At 39.6% G+C, this 20,992-nt stretch carries 18 protein-coding genes; 13 read left to right on the forward strand and 5 right to left on the reverse strand.

All coding sequences use genetic code 11. The annotated features are described in order from the left end of the window. Position 1: 1 nt before the first annotated feature. Positions 2-1,390 (reverse strand): sodium:proton antiporter NhaD, encoded by a 1,389-nt coding sequence (gene nhaD, locus CVT14_RS03405; RefSeq protein ID WP_009294572.1) that lies wholly within the window; start codon positions 1,388-1,390, stop codon positions 2-4. Positions 1,391-1,503: 113 nt separating this feature from the next. Next, a complete protein-coding gene (locus CVT14_RS10705; RefSeq protein ID WP_012001408.1) occupies positions 1,504-1,671 on the reverse strand; it encodes a lipoprotein in 168 nt (55 codons plus the stop codon). On the opposite strand from CVT14_RS10705, the gene CVT14_RS03410 reads away from it, so the two are divergent. From CVT14_RS03410 to CVT14_RS03425, 4 genes are read left to right on the forward strand one after another with little or no spacing between them, the layout of a single operon-like run. After that, positions 1,654-2,154, forward strand: a complete 501-nt coding sequence (locus CVT14_RS03410; protein WP_199907319.1) for a hypothetical protein — start codon at positions 1,654-1,656, stop codon at positions 2,152-2,154. The genes CVT14_RS10705 and CVT14_RS03410 overlap by 18 nt on opposite strands. Further along, positions 2,148-3,965: an excinuclease ABC subunit UvrC gene (gene uvrC / locus CVT14_RS03415; protein WP_107849699.1), complete on the forward strand. Its 1,818-nt coding sequence runs from the start codon at positions 2,148-2,150 to the stop codon at positions 3,963-3,965. The genes CVT14_RS03410 and uvrC overlap by 7 nt, the downstream gene beginning before the upstream one ends. Then, a complete protein-coding gene (locus CVT14_RS03420; RefSeq protein WP_103617000.1) occupies positions 3,962-4,696 on the forward strand; it encodes a hypothetical protein in 735 nt (244 codons plus the stop codon). Before uvrC ends, CVT14_RS03420 begins: the two co-directional genes overlap by 4 nt. Then, positions 4,686-7,565: a histidine kinase gene (locus CVT14_RS03425; protein WP_107849700.1), complete on the forward strand. Its 2,880-nt coding sequence runs from the start codon at positions 4,686-4,688 to the stop codon at positions 7,563-7,565. The genes CVT14_RS03420 and CVT14_RS03425 overlap by 11 nt, the downstream gene beginning before the upstream one ends. Positions 7,566-7,621: 56 nt before the next feature. On the opposite strand, the gene CVT14_RS03430 is transcribed toward CVT14_RS03425, so the two are convergent. Continuing rightward, positions 7,622-7,975 (reverse strand): histidine triad nucleotide-binding protein, encoded by a 354-nt coding sequence (locus CVT14_RS03430; protein ID WP_107849701.1) that lies wholly within the window; start codon positions 7,973-7,975, stop codon positions 7,622-7,624. Between the two features lie 118 nt (positions 7,976-8,093). Between CVT14_RS03430 and pheS the strand changes: the two genes are divergently transcribed. The 9 genes from pheS to CVT14_RS03475 all read left to right on the forward strand — a co-directional run bounded on the left by pheS (position 8,094) and on the right by CVT14_RS03475 (position 18,550). After that, positions 8,094-9,089 (forward strand): phenylalanine--tRNA ligase subunit alpha, encoded by a 996-nt coding sequence (gene pheS / locus CVT14_RS03435; RefSeq protein ID WP_103615056.1) that lies wholly within the window; start codon positions 8,094-8,096, stop codon positions 9,087-9,089. Next, positions 9,086-11,422: a phenylalanine--tRNA ligase subunit beta gene (gene pheT, locus CVT14_RS03440; RefSeq protein WP_107849702.1), complete on the forward strand. Its 2,337-nt coding sequence runs from the start codon at positions 9,086-9,088 to the stop codon at positions 11,420-11,422. The genes pheS and pheT overlap by 4 nt, the downstream gene beginning before the upstream one ends. After that, complete coding sequence (gene aroA, locus CVT14_RS03445) at positions 11,419-12,696, forward strand: 3-phosphoshikimate 1-carboxyvinyltransferase (RefSeq protein WP_107849703.1); 1,278 nt, start codon at positions 11,419-11,421, stop codon at positions 12,694-12,696. The genes pheT and aroA overlap by 4 nt, the downstream gene beginning before the upstream one ends. Beyond that, the gene (locus CVT14_RS03450) at positions 12,686-13,510 is read left to right on the forward strand and encodes a 4-hydroxy-3-methylbut-2-enyl diphosphate reductase (RefSeq protein WP_021093116.1); all 825 of its coding nucleotides are present in this window, start codon (positions 12,686-12,688) and stop codon (positions 13,508-13,510) included. Before aroA ends, CVT14_RS03450 begins: the two co-directional genes overlap by 11 nt. Before the next feature lie 80 nt (positions 13,511-13,590). Continuing rightward, complete coding sequence (locus CVT14_RS03455; protein ID WP_004317168.1) at positions 13,591-15,267, forward strand: 30S ribosomal protein S1; 1,677 nt, start codon at positions 13,591-13,593, stop codon at positions 15,265-15,267. Positions 15,268-15,272: 5 nt separating this feature from the next. After that, on the forward strand, positions 15,273-15,755 hold the full coding sequence (locus tag CVT14_RS03460; protein WP_021089622.1) for a hypothetical protein: 483 nt from the start codon (positions 15,273-15,275) through the stop codon (positions 15,753-15,755). After that, positions 15,749-17,329 carry a phosphoglycerate dehydrogenase gene (serA, locus tag CVT14_RS03465; protein WP_232527123.1) on the forward strand — a complete coding sequence of 527 codons (1,581 nt, stop codon included), beginning with the start codon at positions 15,749-15,751 and terminating at the stop codon, positions 17,327-17,329. The genes CVT14_RS03460 and serA overlap by 7 nt, the downstream gene beginning before the upstream one ends. Before the next feature lie 21 nt (positions 17,330-17,350). After that, entirely contained in the window at positions 17,351-17,917 is a 567-nt protein-coding gene (gene efp / locus CVT14_RS03470; RefSeq protein ID WP_004317246.1) for an elongation factor P, read from the forward strand. A 24-nt stretch (positions 17,918-17,941) separates the two neighbouring features. Then, positions 17,942-18,550, forward strand: coding sequence for a DUF4304 domain-containing protein (locus CVT14_RS03475; RefSeq protein ID WP_021089623.1), 609 nt, complete (start codon positions 17,942-17,944; stop codon positions 18,548-18,550). A gap of 1,016 nt (positions 18,551-19,566) precedes the next feature. On the opposite strand, the gene CVT14_RS03480 is transcribed toward CVT14_RS03475, so the two are convergent. Both CVT14_RS03480 and surE read right to left on the reverse strand, forming a co-directional pair. After that, positions 19,567-20,217, reverse strand: a complete 651-nt coding sequence (locus tag CVT14_RS03480; protein WP_107849704.1) for a ThiF family adenylyltransferase — start codon at positions 20,215-20,217, stop codon at positions 19,567-19,569. Beyond that, complete coding sequence (surE, locus tag CVT14_RS03485) at positions 20,207-20,983, reverse strand: 5'/3'-nucleotidase SurE (protein WP_107849705.1); 777 nt, start codon at positions 20,981-20,983, stop codon at positions 20,207-20,209. The genes CVT14_RS03480 and surE overlap by 11 nt, the downstream gene beginning before the upstream one ends. Between the last annotated feature and the right edge of the window lie 9 nt (positions 20,984-20,992).

The raw sequence follows: 20,992 nt of genomic DNA on the forward strand, positions 1-20,992 counted from the left end.
TTTAAAAGTAGATGTGAAAAATTTCAAACTGCACATACCAAACAATGAGTGATACGATGTATCCTAAAACTACCATCCATGCATATTTCATATGCGCACCAAAGGTATAAATTCCTTTTAATTTACCCATTACTCCAACGCCAGCTGCTGAACCAAAGCTGATCATCGAACCGCCGATACCAGCTGTAAGTGTCACAAGTAGCCACTGACTCATAGCCTCGCCCGCATCAGCTCCCATAGCTGGATTTGCTTTTAGAACAGCTGACATAACAGGGACGTTATCAACGACTGCTGAGAGGAAGCCAACTCCGATATTTACAGGTGTTGAGCCAAATTTATCATAAAGTGACACAGCGTAATTTAAAAATCCAGCAAAGTGAAGAGCGCCAACTGCAGCTAAAATTCCAAAGAAGAAAAATAGTGTGTTGTTCTCGATCTTTGACATATAGTGAAAGACATTCATAGGCTCTTCATCTTTGTGAGCTTTTTTGAAATAATATGTATAAAGGCTAAGCAGTGAGAAGCCAAACATCATGCCCCACATAGCTGGTAAATGAAACAACTGGTGCATCATAACAGCACAAAAGATGGTAAATGCACCTATGAAGATAACCGCTTTACCACCCTTTTTCATAACCACTTTTGGCTCATTTGCGACGTCAAAATGAGGCGCAGTATTTGGCACGATTCGTGAAAGTAAAAACGCTGTCACAAACCAGCCGATAAATGAAGCTGGGAAAAGTGCGAAAAAGTCTAAAAATGGTGACTTGCCAGCTGCCCAAACCATAAGCGTAGTGATGTCGCCAAATGGACTCCACGCTCCGCCTGCGTTTGCTGCTACGACGATGTTTATCGCACCTGCGACTAGGAAATTTGTATTATTTCTATCTATCGTTAAAAGGACTGTTGATAGGATAAGCGCTGTTGTTAGGTTATCAGCCACTGGGCTAATGAAAAATGCCAAAATACCAGTTAGCCAAAATAGCTTTCTGTAAGTGTAGCCTTTTGAAACTAGGTTGTATTTAAGTGCGTTAAATACATCTCTTTCAACAAGTGCTTCGATAAATGTCATCGCTACCATTAAGAAAAAGACGATCTGAGCTATCTCTAAGATCAGGTGATTTACCTCGTGCTCTAGCGAATGCACATCCATGCCGTTTATAAGCATATAAACGCCGATTAGCAAAAACATAAAAGTGCCGATAAAGATGGCAGGTTTTGCCTTGTCGATGTGGAAATTCTCTTCTGCTGCTATGAAAAAGTATCCAACAACAAAAATGATAAGCGATAAAATTCCCGCCCATGTAGTAGTTAAGTCAATAGCCGCAGCTTCTCCGTCAGCACCAAAGGCTATAGCAAAAAACAAGCCTAGAAGTCCAAATAACCTCATATACTCTCCTTGTAAGATAAAAATTTGCGTATTTTACTTAAATGAGCCTAAAATTTAGGTTAGTTAAATTTATTAAGCTTGCATTACATTTTTATCTTACGCGAAATTTAAGATCAAATTTTATTGATCTTATCTGTTTTTTTCTCTTTTACAGGTGCATCGCCATAAAATGGATCGTCCTTGTAGCCGCAACCACTAAGTGCAAAAAGAGCGAAAATTAAAATAAAAGATGATAAGATTGCCTTATGAAAGACGCCAAATTTATGATAGATGCTATCCACGAAAATCCTTTGTATAAAGAAAAATTAAGCATGGCAGACGAGTGCCAAGAGCTTCTTCGCCTCATGGGTAAAGCAAAGCGATTTTACATAGCTTTTTGCTATGTTAGAGAAGGCATTTTAACCTTCGTTCTCACTCATCCCTCAGGGCTTTTGGAGCTTAGACGTGATAGTAGTATAAATGATATAAAAGGGTTATTAAAAACCTTTTGCAAATTTAATAAAAATAGCATTTTTGCAAGCGTCATCGAGCCAAAACCTCTTAGCGAGATCAACTATATAAAAAACAAAAAAGAAGAAAATATAAGATTTATCGTGAGCAAATATCTAAAATTTTTCACGCCACAACCTACGCAAAGGTCAAATTTCGTAATGCCAGCCAGCAAGGGCGAGTTTAAAAATTTAGCCACAAATGAGCAAATTTATAAGAAATTTGAAGAGCTAAGAGAAATTTTGCTAAAGAAAAATGAGCAGGCAAGATGCTAATAGACGAGATAAGAACGCTTCCAAACGAGCCTGGCGTATATCAATATTTTGACGCTCAAAACAGACTTTTATATGTCGGCAAGGCCAAAATTTTAAAAAACAGAGTCAAAAGCTACTTTAAATTTACCCCAAGCCTAGCACCAGCTGAAAAGCTAAGCCCAAGAATTTCAAAGATGATAAGCGAGGCTGTGCATCTTGAATACATCGTTACGCCAAGCGAGGCAGATGCGCTCATACTTGAAAATTCATTTATCAAGCAACTTAAGCCAAAATATAACATCTTGCTTCGTGACGACAAGACCTATCCTTATATCTTTATAAATTTAAACGATGAATTCCCTAGATTTGAGATCACTAGAAAGGTAGTAAAAGGCTCAAATATACGCTACTTTGGGCCATATTTTAGTGGAGCAGGAGAGCTTCTTGAAGCGCTTTATCTAAATTTCAACCTAGTTCAGAAAAAGTCCTGCATCAAAGGCAAAAAAGCCTGCCTTTTTTACCAGCTAAAACGCTGCTATGCCCCGTGCGAGGGCAAAATTTCAAAAGAAGACTACGCCAAAATAGTTGCTGATGCTACAGCCGCTTTGCAAAATCCAAATTTGTTAATCGCTCGCCTTGAAGAGCTCATGCTAAACTACGCCAAAGCCGAAGACTACGAGCAAGCAGCCGCGACTAGAGATAAGATGCAAACGCTTAAAAATATGCAAACAAAGGTTGAAGTTGATCTTGCCAAGCTTGAGGACTTTGAAGCCTACTCAGTCGCTTGCGTGCATGATATGATCTGTGCGGTGAGATTTAGCGTACAAAGTGGCAAGATAACAGGCGTAAAAACCGATATCACGCAGGCTAAAAACGCTCAAAAAGATGAGATAAACGAGGCTTATAAGCAGGCCATTTTAAAAAGCTTTATCGCTGGTCAGCCAATAATCAGCACCAAAATTTACGTCCATGAGGACTTTGAAGATAGCGAGCTGGTGGAGGAAATTTTAAACGAGAGATTTGGGCGTAAATTTAGCATCACTTGCCCAAAAATAGGCGATAAGCGTAAAATTTGCGAGATCGCTACAAAAAACGCTGAAGTTAGCATCGAAAAATACCTAAAAACGCACGATAACGAGCTACTAAACGAGATAAAAGAGTACTTTGGTCTTGCTCACACGCCTTACGTGGTCGAAGCCTACGACAACTCACACCTTTTTGGCGAGGCAAGTGTCGGAGCGATGGTGCGCTATGAGCATGGCGAGTGGGCGAAGCAAAACTACCGCCACATGCATCTAAATTCCAAAAACGACTACGATCAGATGAGAGAGAGCCTCACTGCTAGAGCGCTTAGGTTTGATAAGCTTAGCCCGCCTGATCTTTGGGTTATTGATGGTGGCGAAGTGCTTTTAAATTTAGCCTGCGAGATTTTAGCAAGCAGTGGGGCAAACGTCGATGTGATCGCTATCTCAAAAGAAAAGATCGATGCCAAAGCTCACCGCGCAAAGGGCGAGGCGAAAGATAAAATTTATACAAAAAATGGCAGCTTTAGCCTAAGCACGAGCGATAAAAAGCTGCAGTTTTTTCAAAAAATGCGCGATGAGAGCCATAGATTTGTCATCAGTTTTCACAGAAAAACAAGGCAGAAAAACGATATGCAGAGATCAGTGCTAAGACAAGCTGGCGTATCTGAGGGCAGTATCGCGAAATTAATCAGCTTTTACGGAAGTTTTGATAAAATCAGCGAAGCAAATTTAGACGAAGTGGCAAAAATAACAAACAAAAGCGTAGCAGCAAAGCTTTTAACGCTCAAAGAAGGAAATTTGAAGTGATAATATACGACAAAAGCGGTCAAATTTTAGCGATGGGAGATATCTCTCTTGGTCTGCTTGAATTTAAAGATATACGGGAGTTTTTAAGCGAGCATAAAGACATTGACGAGCTAGTTTTAGACTACAAAGAGTCTGGAGTTTTTATAGATTATCTAGCTAAAAGACCAAATTTAAGAGTAAATTTAAAGACCAAAAACGGCAAAATTTTAAACGCGACGCTTAAATTTTCAAAGATCAGCTCAGTGAAAAACGAAGAGTATTTCGAGCTTTTGATCCTCGATCAAACAGAAATTTACAGCCAAAACCAGCAAGCTGCGATAAAAGCAAAGACAAAGCTTCGCTTGCCAAATTTAAAGGTCGATGAAAAAGAGCTTTTGGATAAAGAAGAAGAGGTCTTAAACGAGAGCTGGTTTAGCGAAACGGCTAGCTTTTTAAATTTAAGCAAAAGCGAGTTTGCGACCTATCTTGGTATATTTTTAAGCAAAGCCAAAGATAAGATGATCTTTATCCAAAGTGCGGTGCAAGCGCGAGATACTAAATTTTTAGAAGAGAGCATAAAGATCTTAAAAGAGCCAGCGCTAAATTTAAAGATCACTCCGCTTGTGGCAAATTTCGATGCGCTACTTACTAGACCAAACAAGATCAAAAAAATCGCTCAGATAAATGAAAGACTAAGCGAAATAAGCACACTTTGCAATAAATTTTCAAAAAGGCTTGGCAATGAGGGTTAGTAAATTTTTGGTTCTTTTGCCAATATTTTTGGCTGCTATCACTTGCTTTTATAATGGCGCACTCTACTTTGATAAATTTAGGATCTCTTATGGCATAAATAGCGAGGTAAAAAGAGAAAGTTTGATAAGAAAAACCTTAGATGCGATCGTTTCAGAAAGAATTGCTTACGAAAGATATGAAAAAACTAGGTCGCCACAAGACGAGACGGCTTTAAGAGAGGCAAATGCTGCTAAGAATTTGTTTGTAAAAAGTTTATCAAATACTCTTTCTAACACACCAGATGATAAAAGGATAAGAGATAGGCTAAATGAAGTTTTAAAAAACGCAAATGCAAGCTGGGAGAGCTCTAATCTCTCGTTTCTTAGCTTTGTTGAGTTAGCAAATTCTGTCGTAGAAAGTGGGCAAATTTTATTTAGAGATGTTGCTTTAGATATTAATATGAAGCGTTATATACTCTCTTTAATCAGAGCCTATGAGCTACTTCAAAACGTAAATACCACAAAAGAGCATATCTTGGCTGTGCTTATGGGTAAAGAAAAAATTACTGAAAGTTCGTTAAAACAATCTCTAGATAGCCTTAAATACAACGATATAAATGCAAATTTACTCCCAAATGGCGATATAAAAGACAACATAATAAGAGATATAGATAGGCTTGAAAATATAGAGGTCTCTCAGGGCTATGACGAGATCCGCTTTAAGCTAAAGCTAAAAAATGAGCTAACACGTGATGAAATTTTGCAGATATATACCTTTGAAAGCAATAGAGCCAAGCTCTTTAGCAAGATAGCAAATGTCTTAAGTGACGAGCTAAAGAGACTAAATGATAACTTTAGAGTAAAGGTGCTTAGTCTAATATTTTTGATGTTTTTTCTATCGCTTTGGCTCTTTTACGCTGGCTATAAAACATACATCTGGCTAAAAGCTCTAGAAAATTTAAACAAAAAAATGAAGCTTGTAAGAGATGAGGTTTTAAAAAGAGGCGATAGAAATCCACAAAATTTAATAGAAAATTTCATCGCGCTATATAAAGAGCTACTTCAAAAGTATGAGCAAGAAAGAAGCTTTACAGCGATAAAAGATAGGCTACTAGTTAGGCTAAATAAGAAATTTTACCTCTCAAAAGAGCAAATTTTAAGCTCGGTCGCTACGCTAAAAAAAGATGAAAATGTGATAAAAAATGAGCTTGTTTTTGAAAATTTAGAAAAAAATAGCCAGATAATCGCGATAAATTATAGCAATATAAAAGGCTTGCTTGATAGCAGAAATGGCGAAGTTGGACTAAATTTAAAGCCATTTAACCCGCAAATTTTGTTTTCAAACATCCTTGAAGCGCAGATACCTTTCACACAAGAGAAAAAGCTAAATTTCTTAACCTATCTTGATGCAAACATCAGCGACGAGCTGGAGGGCGATAGCGAGAAGATAAGCGTCGTCTTTGGCTCTATCATGCAAGCTGTCGTGACAAAATGCGATAAATTTGCCAACTTGATAGTAGAGATAAAAAATGTCAGCGATGCCCTTAGCCAAAGTGGCCTTTTGCTCATCGAAACAAAGATAAGGACAAATCAAATTTTCATAAATGAAGAGCAGATAAAAGCTTTAAACGCAGAAGATGAAAGTGAGATAAATGACGAAGAGAGCGAGTTTTATCTAAGACTTGCTAGCTTTTATCTAAAGCTTTTTAACTCAAGTCTTGATATAAGCACGCTTGGCGGAGCTGGCAATGAGTTTAAATTTATCCTTAGTCTAAAAAAGGTGCAAAAACTGCAAAATTTCAGCCTAAATCACGAGCTAAGGATCGCATATCTGCCTGATATAAATGCAAAATACAATGAATTTTTCGCAGCCACTTTAGAAGATATGGGGCTTAGATTTCAAAATATCATCTCAAACAACCAAGCACTAGCGAAAAACTACGACATCGTCTTTGCAAGGCAGAGTGCTAGTAAAAATATAAATATAAAAAATGCTGTCTTGCTAAAAGACCCACTCACGCCACTTAGCGTTGCGCGGCTTGTCTATATGGAGAAGAACAAGGGCGAGAGCTTGGCTGAAGAGAAAGTGCTCTTTTTGCTATGCGATAAAAACCCACTTAGCCTTGAGATGTTTTCGCGCGCTTTTAGCTTCTTAGACTGCGAAGTCATAGGCGTTAGCAGCCACAAAGAGCTTAAACAAGCACTTCTTTTAAATAGATTTAACGCAGTCTTTATCGATGCTTCATTTTTTGAAAATGGCGTGGCAAATTTCGTAAAAGAGATAAGATCGCTTCAAGAAGAGAAGATAAATTTAGTCGCTGTGGTCTCAAACACCTCAAATATCCCTGAAAGAGAGCTGCTGCCGGCGTTTGATGAGAAGATTAGAAAGCCTTTTAGCAAAGATGAGCTAAATCAAATTTTGCCTAAATTTATAAAAAACTATAAGCCAAGCAAAGAGAATAGATACTTTAGCAAAAATGAAAATATAGTGATTTACAAGAGCACAAAGCTTGAAAATAAGATATTTGCTGGCGCTCTTGGTGAGTTTCAAAACACGCTTGAGGTCGCAAATAGCTTTAGCGAGCTTTTGATAAAGATAAAGACGAAACCTTGCTCGCTAGCGCTTGTGGATGAAGCGGCGGAGGGCTTTGATATAAAAGTGCTTTTAGCTACGATATCTGAGCTTAGAGCTGGGCTAAAGCTGGATGCTAGAGTGCTTCTTTTTAGCAATAACTTAGAGCTTAAAAACCAAAAAGAGTATATAAAAATCCTATCTCCAAGCGTGAGCAAGATAGAGCTTACAAACTTCGTAAAATCAGAGCTTAGCGAGATAAATTCGACCCAAAATGAACTAAAGAACAACTTTAAGTTTATAAAATTTAAGAGTTGAGTTTTTGAAGTAAAATTTCAAAGAATTTAGACTCAAAAAGAGTCTAAATTTTATTTTTAAAATGTGCTTTGTGGATCGGCTACGCCTTCGCTCCAGCCAAGTTTTGCGCCAGCAAGTAGGTGAAAGTGTAGGTGCATAACCTCTTGACCGCCGTTTTCGCCGCAGTTTGTTATGAGTCGGTATCCGCTCTTATCAACGCCCATTAAGTTCGCCACTTCTTGGATAAATTTAGTCATCTCACCCATCAAAACTGGATCCATCTCTTGGAAGTTTTTGTAGTGTTTTTTAGGGATGATGAGGATGTGGATCGGCGCTTTTGGGTTGATGTCGTTAAAAGCTAGAAATTTCTCGCTTTCAAGCACTTTGTTACAAGGAATTTCACCAGCAACGATCTTTTCAAATATGGTCATTTTAGCTCCTTTGAAAGTTTGAGAAATTATATCAAAGTGTGCTTAAATTTCGCGCTTTTTATCTTGATTTTAACTCTTTTTCTATAAAATCGATGCAAAAATTCATAAAGGTAAAAAATTGCAAGATTTCATTAATAAAATCAAAAATGAAATTTCAACTCTTGATGATTTAGAGAAGGTCAGGGTAGAAATTTTTGGCAAAAAAGGCATCTTGGCGCAAGGCTTTGCAAAGCTAAAAGAGCTTGGCGAGGATGAGAAAAAGGAATTTGCAGCAAATTTAAACAAGCAAAGAGATGAGCTTAGCGCGCTTATAGAAGCTAAAAAAGCCGAGCTTAGCGAGCAAGAGATAGATAACAAGATGAAAAAAGAGGCCGCTGATATCACGCTTTTTAACGAGCCTATTGCTAGTGGGGCGCTGCACCCTGTGATGGCCACGATGGATAAGATAATTGAGTATTTTTTAGCTCTAAATTTCTCGCTCGAGACTGGGCCGCTTATAGAAGATGATTTTCACAACTTTGAAGCGCTAAATTTACCAAAATATCACCCAGCAAGGGATATGCAAGATACATTTTACCTAGATGATTTTAGACTTTTAAGGACGCATACGAGCCCAGTTCAGGTCAGAACTATGCTAAATCAAAAGCCACCTATCCGCATGATAGCGCCAGGCACCGTCTTTAGACGCGATATGGACCTAACGCATACACCGATGTTTCATCAAGTCGAGGGCCTTGTGGTGGAGGATGCAGACAAAGTTAGTTTTGCAAATTTAAAATCAATGCTCGAGGGCTTTTTAAAGCACATGTTTGGCGACGTTGAAGTGCGTTTTCGCCCTAGCTTCTTTCCATTTACGGAGCCTAGCGCTGAGGTTGATATTAGTTGTATATTCTGCCACGGCAAGGGCTGCAGGGTGTGCAAGCAGACTACTTGGCTTGAGGTGCTTGGATGCGGCGTCGTCGATCCAAATGTATTTAAGGCGGTTGGCTATAAAAATGTAAGTGGATATGCCTTTGGCCTTGGGGTTGAGAGATTTGCGATGTTGCTTCATAGAGTGCCTGATCTAAGGTCACTTTTTGAGGGAGATTTAAGATTGTTGGAGCAGTTTAAATGATAATTTCAAAGCATTGGTTAAACGAGTGGATCGACCTTAGCGAGGTTAGCGGCGAGACACTTTCAAAGACATTAAACTCTATCGGCTTAGAAGTTGATAGCTATAAAGAGATAAATTTACCAAAAAGCGTCGTTGTTGGCTACGTAAAAAGTAGAGAAAAGCACCCAGACGCCGATAAACTAAGCGTTTGTCAGGTTGATGTTGGTAGCGAAACGCTTCAGATCGTTTGTGGTGCCAAAAACGTCGAGGCTGGTCAGTTTGTGCCAGTAGCGCTCATTGGCACGACGATGCCAAATGGTCTTGAGATCAAAAAGGCAAAGCTAAGAGGCATCGAGTCATGTGGTATGATCTGCTCTTCAGCTGAGCTAGGACTGCCTAAGACAAATGACGGTATCTTGCCACTTGATGAGAGTATCGGCAAGCTAAAACTTGGCACAAGTCTTGGTGAATTTGAAGCGTTTAAAGATGTGGTCATCGAGGTCGATGTCACAGCAAACAGGGGTGACTGCCAAAATTTACACGGCATCGCAAGAGAAATTTGCACTGCGCTTGATCTAAATATGAAAGATAGCCACGAAAATGAAGATAGTGAAAATTTACTAGGCATCGGCAGGATCGCATCTGTGCGAACTGAAGATAAGGTAAATGGCTCATTTTTGTATAAAGCATTTGAGCTAAAAAATGCATTAAGTGAAAATTTATTAACTCGCTTGAGGCTAGCTCTAATTGAGTGCCAAAAGACAAATTTAGTAGAAAGACTGCTTGAATACGCGACATTTTGCACGGGCGTTTTATTTAGAGCTTATGATCACACTAAGCTTGTAGGCGAGGGCGAAAAAGCTGTTTTTGACATCAAAAATGGCGAAAATGGCGAGTGCGTGGTTTTTTGTGAGGATAAAAATTTAGGCGTTGCTGGAATTTACCAAAGCGATGAGGCTAGGGTCGATGAGGGCTCAAAGGTGATCTTGGTAGAGGCTAGCTACGTAAAACCAGATGTTGTCTCAAAAGCCATTTTTGAAAATAAAAATTTACCAAAAGGCGATCAGGTTTATCGCTCAAGCCGTGGTAGCGAGCCAAATTTAGCTTACGGGGCGGACTATCTTTTTAAAAGGCTGGCAGGCTTTAAAGATAGCTTAAGTCTTTTTGCAGGCTCGCAGCAGTCGCTACTTGGCACCGAGCCTATCACGCTTAGCATCTCGCTTGGCGAGCTTAAAAATATGATCGGCCAAGAGGTTGCTAGAAATGATGTTGTTAAAATTTTAAAGAAACTTGGCTTTGAGATCAGCGTAAATGTCGAGCAAGAGAGCTTTAATGTAAAAGTGCCGTTATTTCGCCACGATATCGTTAATTCGCATGATATTTGTGAGGAGATCGTAAGGATAATAGGCATCGACAATATCGCCTCAACGCCGTTAAATTTCTCTGAGAAAAATAGGCTAAATAAGACATATTTTGACTATAAAAATGCTTTAAATTTAAGGCGCCGTGCAGCCGATAATGGCTTTTTTGAAAGCGTGCACTACGTATTTGACAGCCTTGATGAGCTAAGTGAGCTAAATTTCAAACCTTGCAAGATCAAGATATTAAATCCTATAAACAACGAACTAAACACGCTTAGGCCAGCACTTGTTAATCACCTTCTAAGCTCAAGCGAGAAAAACATCAAAAACTCAAAGCGCTCAGTTAGACTTTTTGAGCTTGGCGAAATCTTTGACGAAAATGCAAATCAAGGTATAAATTTAGGCTTTGTCGTATCAGGCCTTTTAAAAGAGCCAACATTGATAAACGGCGCAAAAGGCGAGGAGGCAAATTTCTACGCATTTGCAGCGATGGTGCAAAATGTCATAGGCAAATTTGAGCTAAAACCTTGCCAAGAGATCACATATCTTAGCCCATACGAGCAGGCACACATCTATCAAAATAGCGAAAAGATCGGCTATATCGGCAGAGTTGATGCGAGGGTAGAGGCAAAAAGAGATCTGCCAAAAACTTATGTCTGCGAGATTGATTTTGCAAGGCTTAAATTTGAGCCGATCTTAGCAGTGCCATACTCAAAATTCCAAAGCACTACAAGAGATCTTAGCCTCATCGTGCCTGAAAATTTCGAGGCTGGACGAATTTATGAGTGCATAAGAGGGCTAAATTTAAAAGAGCTAAAAGAGTTCTTGCCGGTTGATATCTATAAAGATGCAAAACTAAACGGTGCGATTAGCCTTAGCCTTAAATTTACATTTCAAGATATGGAAAAAACGCTTGAAGATGACGATATAAACGCGCTTATGGATAAAATTTTAAGCGAGCTAAAAGAGAAACTAAATATCGGAATAAGATGAGAATTTATCCATTAGAAAAAAGTCTAAATTTAACTATTGATGACATCGCGGCCGACAAGTCTATCTCGCATAGATGCGCGATGTTTTCACTTTTAAGCGACAAGCCATCTCGCGTTAGAAACTACCTAAGAGCAGGCGATACGCTAAATACCTTAAAAATAGTCGAGCTCCTTGGCGCAAAGATCGAAGATAACGGCGCTGAGATAATAATCACTCCGCCACAAAAGATAAAAGAGCCAAATGAAATTTTGGAGTGTGGCAACTCAGGCACGGCGATGAGGCTTTTTATGGGACTGCTTGCCGCACAAGACGGCTTTTTCGTGCTAAGTGGTGATAAATACTTAAATTCTCGCCCGATGGCAAGGATAGCAAAGCCTCTAAATGAGATGGGTGCAAAGATAGATGGCGCAAACAACGCAAACAACGCTCCTCTTTGTATAAGAGGGACTAAATTTGAAAGGTTTAGTTTTGAGAGCAAGATCGCTTCAGCTCAGGTAAAAAGCGCACTTTTGCTAGCAGCTCTTTACTCAAATGGCTGCAAATTTAGCGAGCCAGAGCTAAGCAGAGACCACACTGAGCGCATGCTTGCAGGCATGGGAGCTGATATAAAGCGTGACGGCCTAGAGATCACGCTAGAGCCGATGAAAGGCCCACTTGCGCCACTTGACATAGATGTGCCAAATGACCCAAGCTCGGCATTTTTCTTTGCGGTCGCGGCTCTAATCATCCCAAATTCGCATATCATCTTAAAAAATATCTTGCTAAATAAAACTCGCATCGAAGCTTACAGAGTTTTAGAAAAAATGGGCGCTGAGATAAAATTTCACAAAACCTCAAGCAAATACGAAGATATAGGCGATATTGAGGTTAGATACTCGCCAAATTTAAAAGGTGTAGAGGTTAGCGAAAATATCTCGTGGCTTATAGACGAAGCCCCAGCTTTAGCCATCGCATTTGCCTGCGCTAAGGGTCAAAGTAAGCTAACAAACGCAAAAGAGCTTCGCGTAAAAGAGAGCGACAGGATAGCTGTCACGATAAATGCGCTAAAGCGGTGCGGTGTCGATGCTAGCGAGCTTGAAGATGGTTTTATCATAAATGGCTCTGAGGCTAAATTTGCCACGATAGATAGCCACGGAGATCACAGGATCGCTATGAGCTTTGCCATACTTGGACTAAAATGTGGCATGCAGATAGAAAAGAGCGAATTTATCGCTACTTCGTTTCCAAATTTTGCTGAAATTTTAAAGAAAATGGGAGCTAGAGTTGAAGATTGAACTTGCTAGTAGTTATGGATTTTGCTTCGGCGTAAAAAGAGCGATAAAGATAGCTGAAAACGCTGGAGATGCCGCAACTATCGGCCCGCTCATCCATAATAACGAAGAGATAAACAGGCTTGAGAAAAACTACAATGTAAAGACACTTGAGGGCATAGATGAGCTAAAAGATGAGAAAAAGGCGATCATCCGCACTCATGGCATCACTAAAAACGACCTTGCAGAGCTAAAAAAGACCGATATAAAAGTGATCGATGCAACTTGTCCGTTTGTGACAAAGCCACAACAAATTTGTGAAAAAATGAGCGAAGAGGGCTATGATGTGGTGATCTTTGGCGATATGCATCACCCAGAGGTAAAAGGCGTGAAGTCGTATGCCAAGGGCAATGTCTATGTCGTGCTTGAAGAGAGCGAGCTAGAGGGCATTAAATTTAAGCAAAAGGTCGCGCTCGTTAGCCAAACTACTAGAAAAGTTGAGAAATTTATGCAGATCGCAAACTATCTCATGCTTCATGTAAAAGAGCTGCGCGTTTTTAACACGATCTGCAATGCGACATTTGAAAACCAAGAGGCTGCTAAAAATTTAGCAAAAAGGGCTGACGTGATGATAATCATCGGCGGAAAAAACAGCTCAAACACAAAACAACTCTACCTAATATCTAAAAATTTCTGCGAAGATAGCTATCTTATTGAAAGCGAAGAAGAGCTTGAAAGATCATGGTTTGACGGCAAAAATTTGTGCGGCATAAGTGCGGGCGCTAGCACACCTGACTGGATCATACAAAAAGTCGTTGACAGAATCAAAAAAGTATAAAATTTATCCTAGCTAAAGCCACAATTAACTATAATAAGCCAATTTGCCTCTACTGGCATAATAAAATTTAAAGGATCAAGATGGCTGTGAACAAAAGTGTTCAATTAGGAAAAGCAAAAGACGAAGATATCGAAGATATCGATTTTGCTGCGATGTTAGAGGAGTCTTTTAAAAAGACTGAAGAAGATAGTGACGCAAAGATCGTCAGTATCAATGGCGATGAGGTTTTAATCGACGTTGGCAAGAAGTCAGAAGGCATTTTAAATGTTTCTGAGATCACTGACGCAAACGGCAACCTGACGCATAAAGTTGGCGATACGATCAAAGTTGTAATAACTGGATCAAGAAATGGAAGACCTATAGTGTCGCACAAAAAAGCACTTAGAAAAGAGAAAGTTAAAGCTTTCATCGAAGCTTACGATCCTGAAAATTCTGGCGAAATCGACGTAAAAGTAGTTGGAAAAAATAAAGGTGGTTTTATCACTCAAGACGCAAATGGCGTAGAATTTTTCTTACCAAGAACGCACAGTGGATTTAAAAACGCTGAGGGCGTAGTTGGAAAATCATACAAAGTAAGAGTTATAAAAGTTGATAAAGAAGAGAACAGCATCGTTGTCTCAAGAAAGAAAATTTTAGATGACGACCGCAAAAAGCGCAAAGAAGCTCTATCAAACATAGTAGAAAACGATAGCGTTATAGAGGGCACAGTTAAGAAGATCACAACTTATGGTATGTTTGTTGATGTGGGCGGTGTAGACGGACTTGTGCATTACAGCGAGATAAGCTACAAAGGCCCAGTAAATCCTAGCTCTTTATACAAAGAAGGCGATAAAGTTTTAGTTAAAGTTATCAGCTATGACAACGAAAAACGCCACCTATCTCTATCTATCAAGGCTGCTACTCCAGATCCTTGGGAAGAGATCATAAATGATGGTCTAGAAGTTGGCGATACTATCAAAGTAACAGTTAGCAATATCGAGCCTTATGGCGCATTTGTTGATCTTGGAAATGATATTGAAGGATTTTTACATATATCTGAAATTTCATGGGATAAAAATATCAAAAATCCAAAAGATCACATCAGCGAAGGTCAAGAGATCGATGTTGAGGTTATTGAAATAGACGCAAAAGGACACCGCTTAAGAGTGAGCCTTAAAAATTTACTTCCAAAGCCATTTGACGAATTTAAAGCTAAATTCAAAGAGGGCGACGTAGTAAAAGGCGTTGTGACAACTATCACAAATTTTGGTGCATTTGTTAGAGTAGGTTGCGTTGAGGGCTTACTACACAACGAAGATGCATCTTGGGATAGAAATGACAAGTGCAAAGATATGTTTAAGGCTGGCGATGAGCTAGAAGTAAAGATCATCAAAATCGACAGCGCTGAGCAAAAAATTTCTCTAAGCCTAAAAGATCTAAAACAAAGCCCAGTTCAAGCATTTGCTAATAAATTTAGTGTAGGCGACATTGTAAAAGGAACGATCCGTGACATTAAAGACTTTGGCGTATTTGTTGAGCTTGGTGATAATGTAGACGCGCTAATCCGCAAAGAAGATCTAGGTAGCGTAGATGCTAGCACGTTAAAGATCGGCGATGAGATCGAAGCTGCTATTGCATTTATCGATGAGAAGAAAAATAGAATTCGCCTAAGCATACGCCGTTTAGCAAAACAAAAAGAGCGTGAAGTGTTAAATGAGATCAACGATAACGACGACAAAGTAACACTTGGCGACATTATAAAAGAACAATTACGCTAGTATAAATGGGCAGACGCACACTTTTATTAGTAGTTGTTCTGCTCTTTGTGATATTAGGTTTGGTTGGAATTTATCTTGTTAAATTTGCAAGTGTAAATTTCAGCCAGATCCCAGAAAACAATATAACAAACGAGCAAAATATAACCAAAAGCACAGCCGGCAGTGAAAACTGGATCAACGAGCTGGCAACTATTAAGAAAAAAGATTACGTATTGCCCGTAAATGAAATTTTTATAGAATACAACCGACCTAAGATAGAAAAGCCAAAGATCACAGCATACGAACTTTTGATAGATAAAAACGACATCTACTCTATGTTTTGCTTGATGCAGACTTTGCGAAGTAGCGAGGTTGATTTCACTGTTGTAAAGGACGGCGCCAAAAGCCAGATCTTTTTAAATACTCAAGACTCAAGGCTTTTGCAAAATATCATTTTGCAGCTAAGAGTTTACGATATCCACTCAAGTGTGAGAGAGGTAAAATTATGAAAACTATCATTGTTTGCGATGCGATACACCCAGTAGGTTTTGAACTTTTAAAAAAAGAACAAGATATAAATGTAATAGACGCAGTTAATACCCCAAAAGGCGAGCTTTTAAAAATTTTAGGCGAGGCTGATGTAGCGATCACTAGAAGCTCGACTGAGGTAAATGAGGCGTTTTTAGAAGCTGGTAAGAAGCTAAAAGCTATCGTTAGAGCCGGTGTTGGCGTGGATAACGTTGATATAGATGGCTGTTCAAGAAGAGGCATCATCGCCATGAACGTCCCGACTGCAAATACTATCGCAGCAGTTGAGCTAACTATGGCGCACATGCTAGCGGCTGCAAGATCACTTGAATACGCTCACAACGATCTAAAACTAGATAGAATTTGGAAACGCGAGAAGTGGTATGGAGTTGAGCTTTTTAAGAAAAAGCTAGGTGTGATCGGTTTTGGTAACATCGGCTCAAGAGTAGCAGCTCGCGCAAAAGCTTTTGGCATGGACATCATCGCATACGATCCATATATCGATCCATCTAAAGTTATCGATATGGGCGGCACATATACTAAAAATTTTGATGACATCTTGGCATGCGACTTCATCACGATCCACACTCCAAAGACCAAAGAGACAACCGATATGATCGGCACTAAAGAGATAGCAAAGATGAAAGATGGCGTAAGGCTTATAAACTGCGCTAGAGGCGGTCTTTATAACGAAGAGGCACTTTATGAAGGGCTAAAAAGCGGCAAGATAGCATTTGCTGGTATCGACGTTTTTACAAAAGAGCCAGCGACAAGCCATCCGCTTCTTGATCTAAATAATGTAAGCGTCACACCGCATCTTGGAGCAAACACTCTTGAGTCGCAGCGAAATATCGCAGTAGAGGCAGTCGAGCAGGCTATCTTGGCAGCACGCGGCATAAGCTATCCAAACGCTTTAAATTTACCTATAAAAACAGAAGATCTACCGCCGTTTGTTGAGCCTTATATCGATCTTACAAGCAAGATGGCATTTCTTGCAGCTCAGATAAACAAAAGCGCGATCAAAGCTATTCGCATAGAGACTCACGGGCAAATTGGCGAATATGCAAATTCAATGCTAACTTTTGCGATCGTAGGCGCTTTAAAAGAGAGTCTTGGCGATGCGATAAACTACGTAAATGCTAAATTTTTATGCGACGAAAAAGGCATAACTACCGAAACTAGCACAGGTGGAGATAGCATCTTTAAAAACAAGATCACAGTTCGTCTTACGACTGAAAATGGCATCGTAAGCGTTGGCGGCACGGTCTTTGGTGAAAATCAACAACGCATCGTAACCGTCAATGGCTTTAAGACTGACTTCAAGCCAAAAGGCAAGATGATCATCTTCAAAAACCACGACGTACCGGGCGTTATCGCTCAGATCAGTAAAATTTTGGCTGATGAGAAGATAAACATAGCAGACTTCCGACTTGGCAGAGATGAGCACGGCATGGCGCTTGCGGTCATCTTGGTCGATGAACATATAAAAACAGAAACGCTAGAGAGATTAAACGCACTTGAAGCTTGTGTTTGGGCTCAATACGCAGTTATATAAACAAATTTGAAAGGATAAAAAATGGCTTCATATTCAATGGGCGATCTAAAAAAGGGACTAAAGATCGAGATCGATGGCGTTCCTTATAAAATCGTAGAATATCAACACGTTAAACCGGGCAAGGGTGCAGCTTTTGTTCGTGCAAAGATCAAATCTTTTGTCGATGGAAAGGTTCTTGAAAAGACTTTTCACGCAGGTGATAAGTGCGAGCAGCCGCATCTTGAAGAGAAAGAGATGCAGTATCTCTATGACGACGGCGAGTTTTGCCAGTTTATGGACACGACTACTTACGAGCAAGTCGCGATCAGCGATGAGGACGTGGGCGATGTTAAAAAGTGGATGATCGATGGCATGATGGTTGAAATTTTATTTCACAACGGCAATGCGATCGGCGTTGAAGTGCCACAAGTAGTCGAGCTAAAGATAGTTGAAACTCCACCAAATTTTAAGGGCGACACACAAGGCGGCAAAAAGCCAGCTACTCTTGAGAGTGGCGCGGTAGTTCAGATACCATTTCACGTACTAGAAGGCGAGGTCATCCGCGTTGATACAGTTCGTGGCGAGTATATCGAGCGCGCAAATAAATAATCATACATCTGGCACGTTAAATTTATGAAAGAGAAATTTGACGAGCTCATTGCTCTGCTAAAGCCGCTATTTAAGGATAATGGCTTTAGTAAGAGCGCTTTAAATTTCTACAAAAATACTCCAAATTTTATCTGCGTTGTAAATTTTCAAAAAAGTAGTGGCAATAGCTCAGAGCGCACGAGATTTTATATAAATTGCGGCATTTACGCCCCTTTTATAGAGGCTACTCTTGGCAAAGAAGCACTTAACAAGCCAAAAGAGTATGAGTGTCATTTTAGAGCCAGAGTACATGAAATTTCCAGCACTGCTTCTGCGCACTACGAGCTAGAGCCAGATAGTGACGTGGCTAAAATTTATGAAAATGTAGCAAACGACCTTGGTTTTGTTTTTGAATTTTTTGAGCAAAATAGCTCGGAGGAAAATTTAATAGAGCTAATGCTCGAACAAAACGGCCTTGCAGCGATAAATCAACTCTACGAATATCTTTTGATAAAAGATAAAAGTGAAATTTTGATCTCTCATGCCAAAAAGCTTTACGCAAAGCACGGCAGCGAAGCAAGATGGGGTAAATTTCAAAACCAGATAAATGAGCTGCTTAGAAAATATAAAAAAGATGAGATAAAATTTAAATGATAAATCGCATTTGGTTGTAAAAACAGCAAACACGATCAGATAAATATGTAAACTTTAGGTCTATTTTAAATTTTTATTTAAACTACTTACTAAAATTTAGGACTTATAAATTTAAAGCTATATTTTAAAATAGAAATTTGTTGTGGTTTGCGATGCGCCAGCATTAAAGCATGCACTTCTAACGCGCGCAGGTTTTTACTAAGGCTTCGTTTCGTAACTGCAAGCAGACGTGAGGTCTAAAGAGGGATAAAGGGACGGAGTTTCGTGTCTATCCTAGTTGCGAGCCTGAGAAGCAAAATTTAAGCCCCCTTGTCTCCTTCTTGGATAAATCAAATTTAATCAAGCTATTTTTACAAATTTTAAAATTCCATTCACCCACAAGGATTGACTACTAAAATTTGGCTTCGCTTAGCGCTTAGCTCAAATTTTAGAGCCGAAAATACTCGTTTAAAATTTACTTGACGCTTATCTGATGATAAACCGCATGCAGTGCGCTAGCACCATTGCATGCACCTTGAACGTGCGAGAGGTTTTTACTCGGGCTTTGCCTCGTAACTGCAAGCAGAGGAGGGTTTTAAAGGGGGGATAAGGGGACGGCTTCGTAATTCAAGTCCCCTTGTCTCCCTTTTGAATAAAAGAGTTTTCAAATTTAAAGTCTGTATTTTTAAAATAGAAATTTGTTTTTTGCAAATTTTAAAATCTTACTCAGTCGCCTTAGTAGACTACTAAATTTAGGCTGCACTTCGTTTAGCATTAAATTTAGAGCCGTGATATGCCAGCTCTAATTTTAAATTTGCTTGAACATTTTTGTAAAAATTAAATATTTTTTAGTTCGTAGTTATAAATTTTAAACTTTCACTCACTCGCAAGAGTTGATTACTAAAATTGCTCGTTCATGAAATTTTAGAATTTGCTTATCTTGGATTGTTAAATTAGTCTCTTGTAGAGCTGGCTGTTCAATTTATCCAAAAATGTCAGCCCTAATTTGAAATTTTACTCGGAGTGTAAATTTGGGCTTACTGCCCAACTATCTTTTTAACAGCTAGTGAGGCTAAATTTAGCCCAAAGCAGGCAGTCACGCCCATGAAGCTTCCAAGTGGCTTGCAAAGTGGTTCTTCTGTTGAAAAGACTACGTCAAATTTACCGCTAAAGCCTGATTTTTTGAGCTCATATCTATATTTTCTAGCTAGCGGATCGACCGAGGTTTTCCAAACGGATGCCACCTTTATTTTTGTAGGATCAACCCTTTTTGCCCCACCCATCGAAGCTATAAATTTGCTAGGATCTACCGCATTTGCAAGGGCGATCTTGGCAGCTATATCATCGATCGCATCGATCACCACGTCAAATTTACTAAAGTCAAATCCAGCGACAAACTCAGGCGTGATCAGCGTCTGCATAGGCGTGATGCAAGGATAAATTTTGGCAAACTCCTCCACCTTTACGCCGCCTACGTTTTCGCTGTAAATTTGGCGGTTTTGATTTGTCACGTCAAAGATGTCTTTATCGATCAGCGTGATACTTCCGACCCCGCTTCTAGCAAGCGCATCCACGCACATCCCTCCAACGCCTCCAGCTCCGCAAACTAGCACTTTTGCGCTTTGAAGCTTGCTAAAACCATCCTCGCCAAAGAGCCATCTTATCCTTGTAAATCTATCATTTTGCATCAAATTTCCCTTTTAAGCCCTCCAAGCTCTCGTATGAAGTCATATTTAGTTTTATGGGCGTTATCGTGGCAAAGCCCTCATTTACCTTGCTGATATCGCTTGGCTCGCCTTTTTCGTATTCAAGTGCGGCGTTTCCAAGCCAGTAGTACTCGATGCCTCTTGGGTTGCGATTAAGCGTGGCATGCGTGGCGTAGGTGCGTCTGCCAGCTGGCACGACGGCATAACCTTTGAAATTTTTGCTTGTTACGGCTGGGATATTTACATTTAGAAATTCTCTTTGATTTAGCGAAATTTCATCATTTAGCACCTTTGGTACGATAAATTTAACGATCTCTTTTGCTAGTTCAAAGCCAAGTTCATTTAGTGAGTTGTTTTCATAAAACTGCGAAAAAGCGATGCTTCTAATGCCCTGTAAAACGCCCTCCATCGCTGCTCCACACGTGCCAGAGTAGGTGATGTCCTCGCCTAAATTTGCCCCGTGATTTATGCCGCTTATCACTAGATCTGGCTTTTTATTATAAAGTGCGTGAAGCGCGAGATAGACGCAGTCGCTAGGCGTTGCGTCGTCAAGTTTAAAAAAGTTATCATCGAGTTTTATAAATCTAAGAGGCCTTGTGAGTGTCAAAGAGTGAGCGCAGGCTGATTTTTCAGAGCTTGGAGCCACGATCGTGACATTTATGCCATCTAGCTCGTTTAAAGCTTCTTTTAAGGCAAGCAGGCCAGTCGCCTCAAATCCATCGTCATTTGTTATCAAAATTTCTTTCAAATTTTATCC

This window comes from Campylobacter concisus (assembly GCF_003048445.1).
GTDB classification, from domain to species: Bacteria; Campylobacterota; Campylobacteria; order Campylobacterales; family Campylobacteraceae; genus Campylobacter_A; species Campylobacter_A concisus_BF.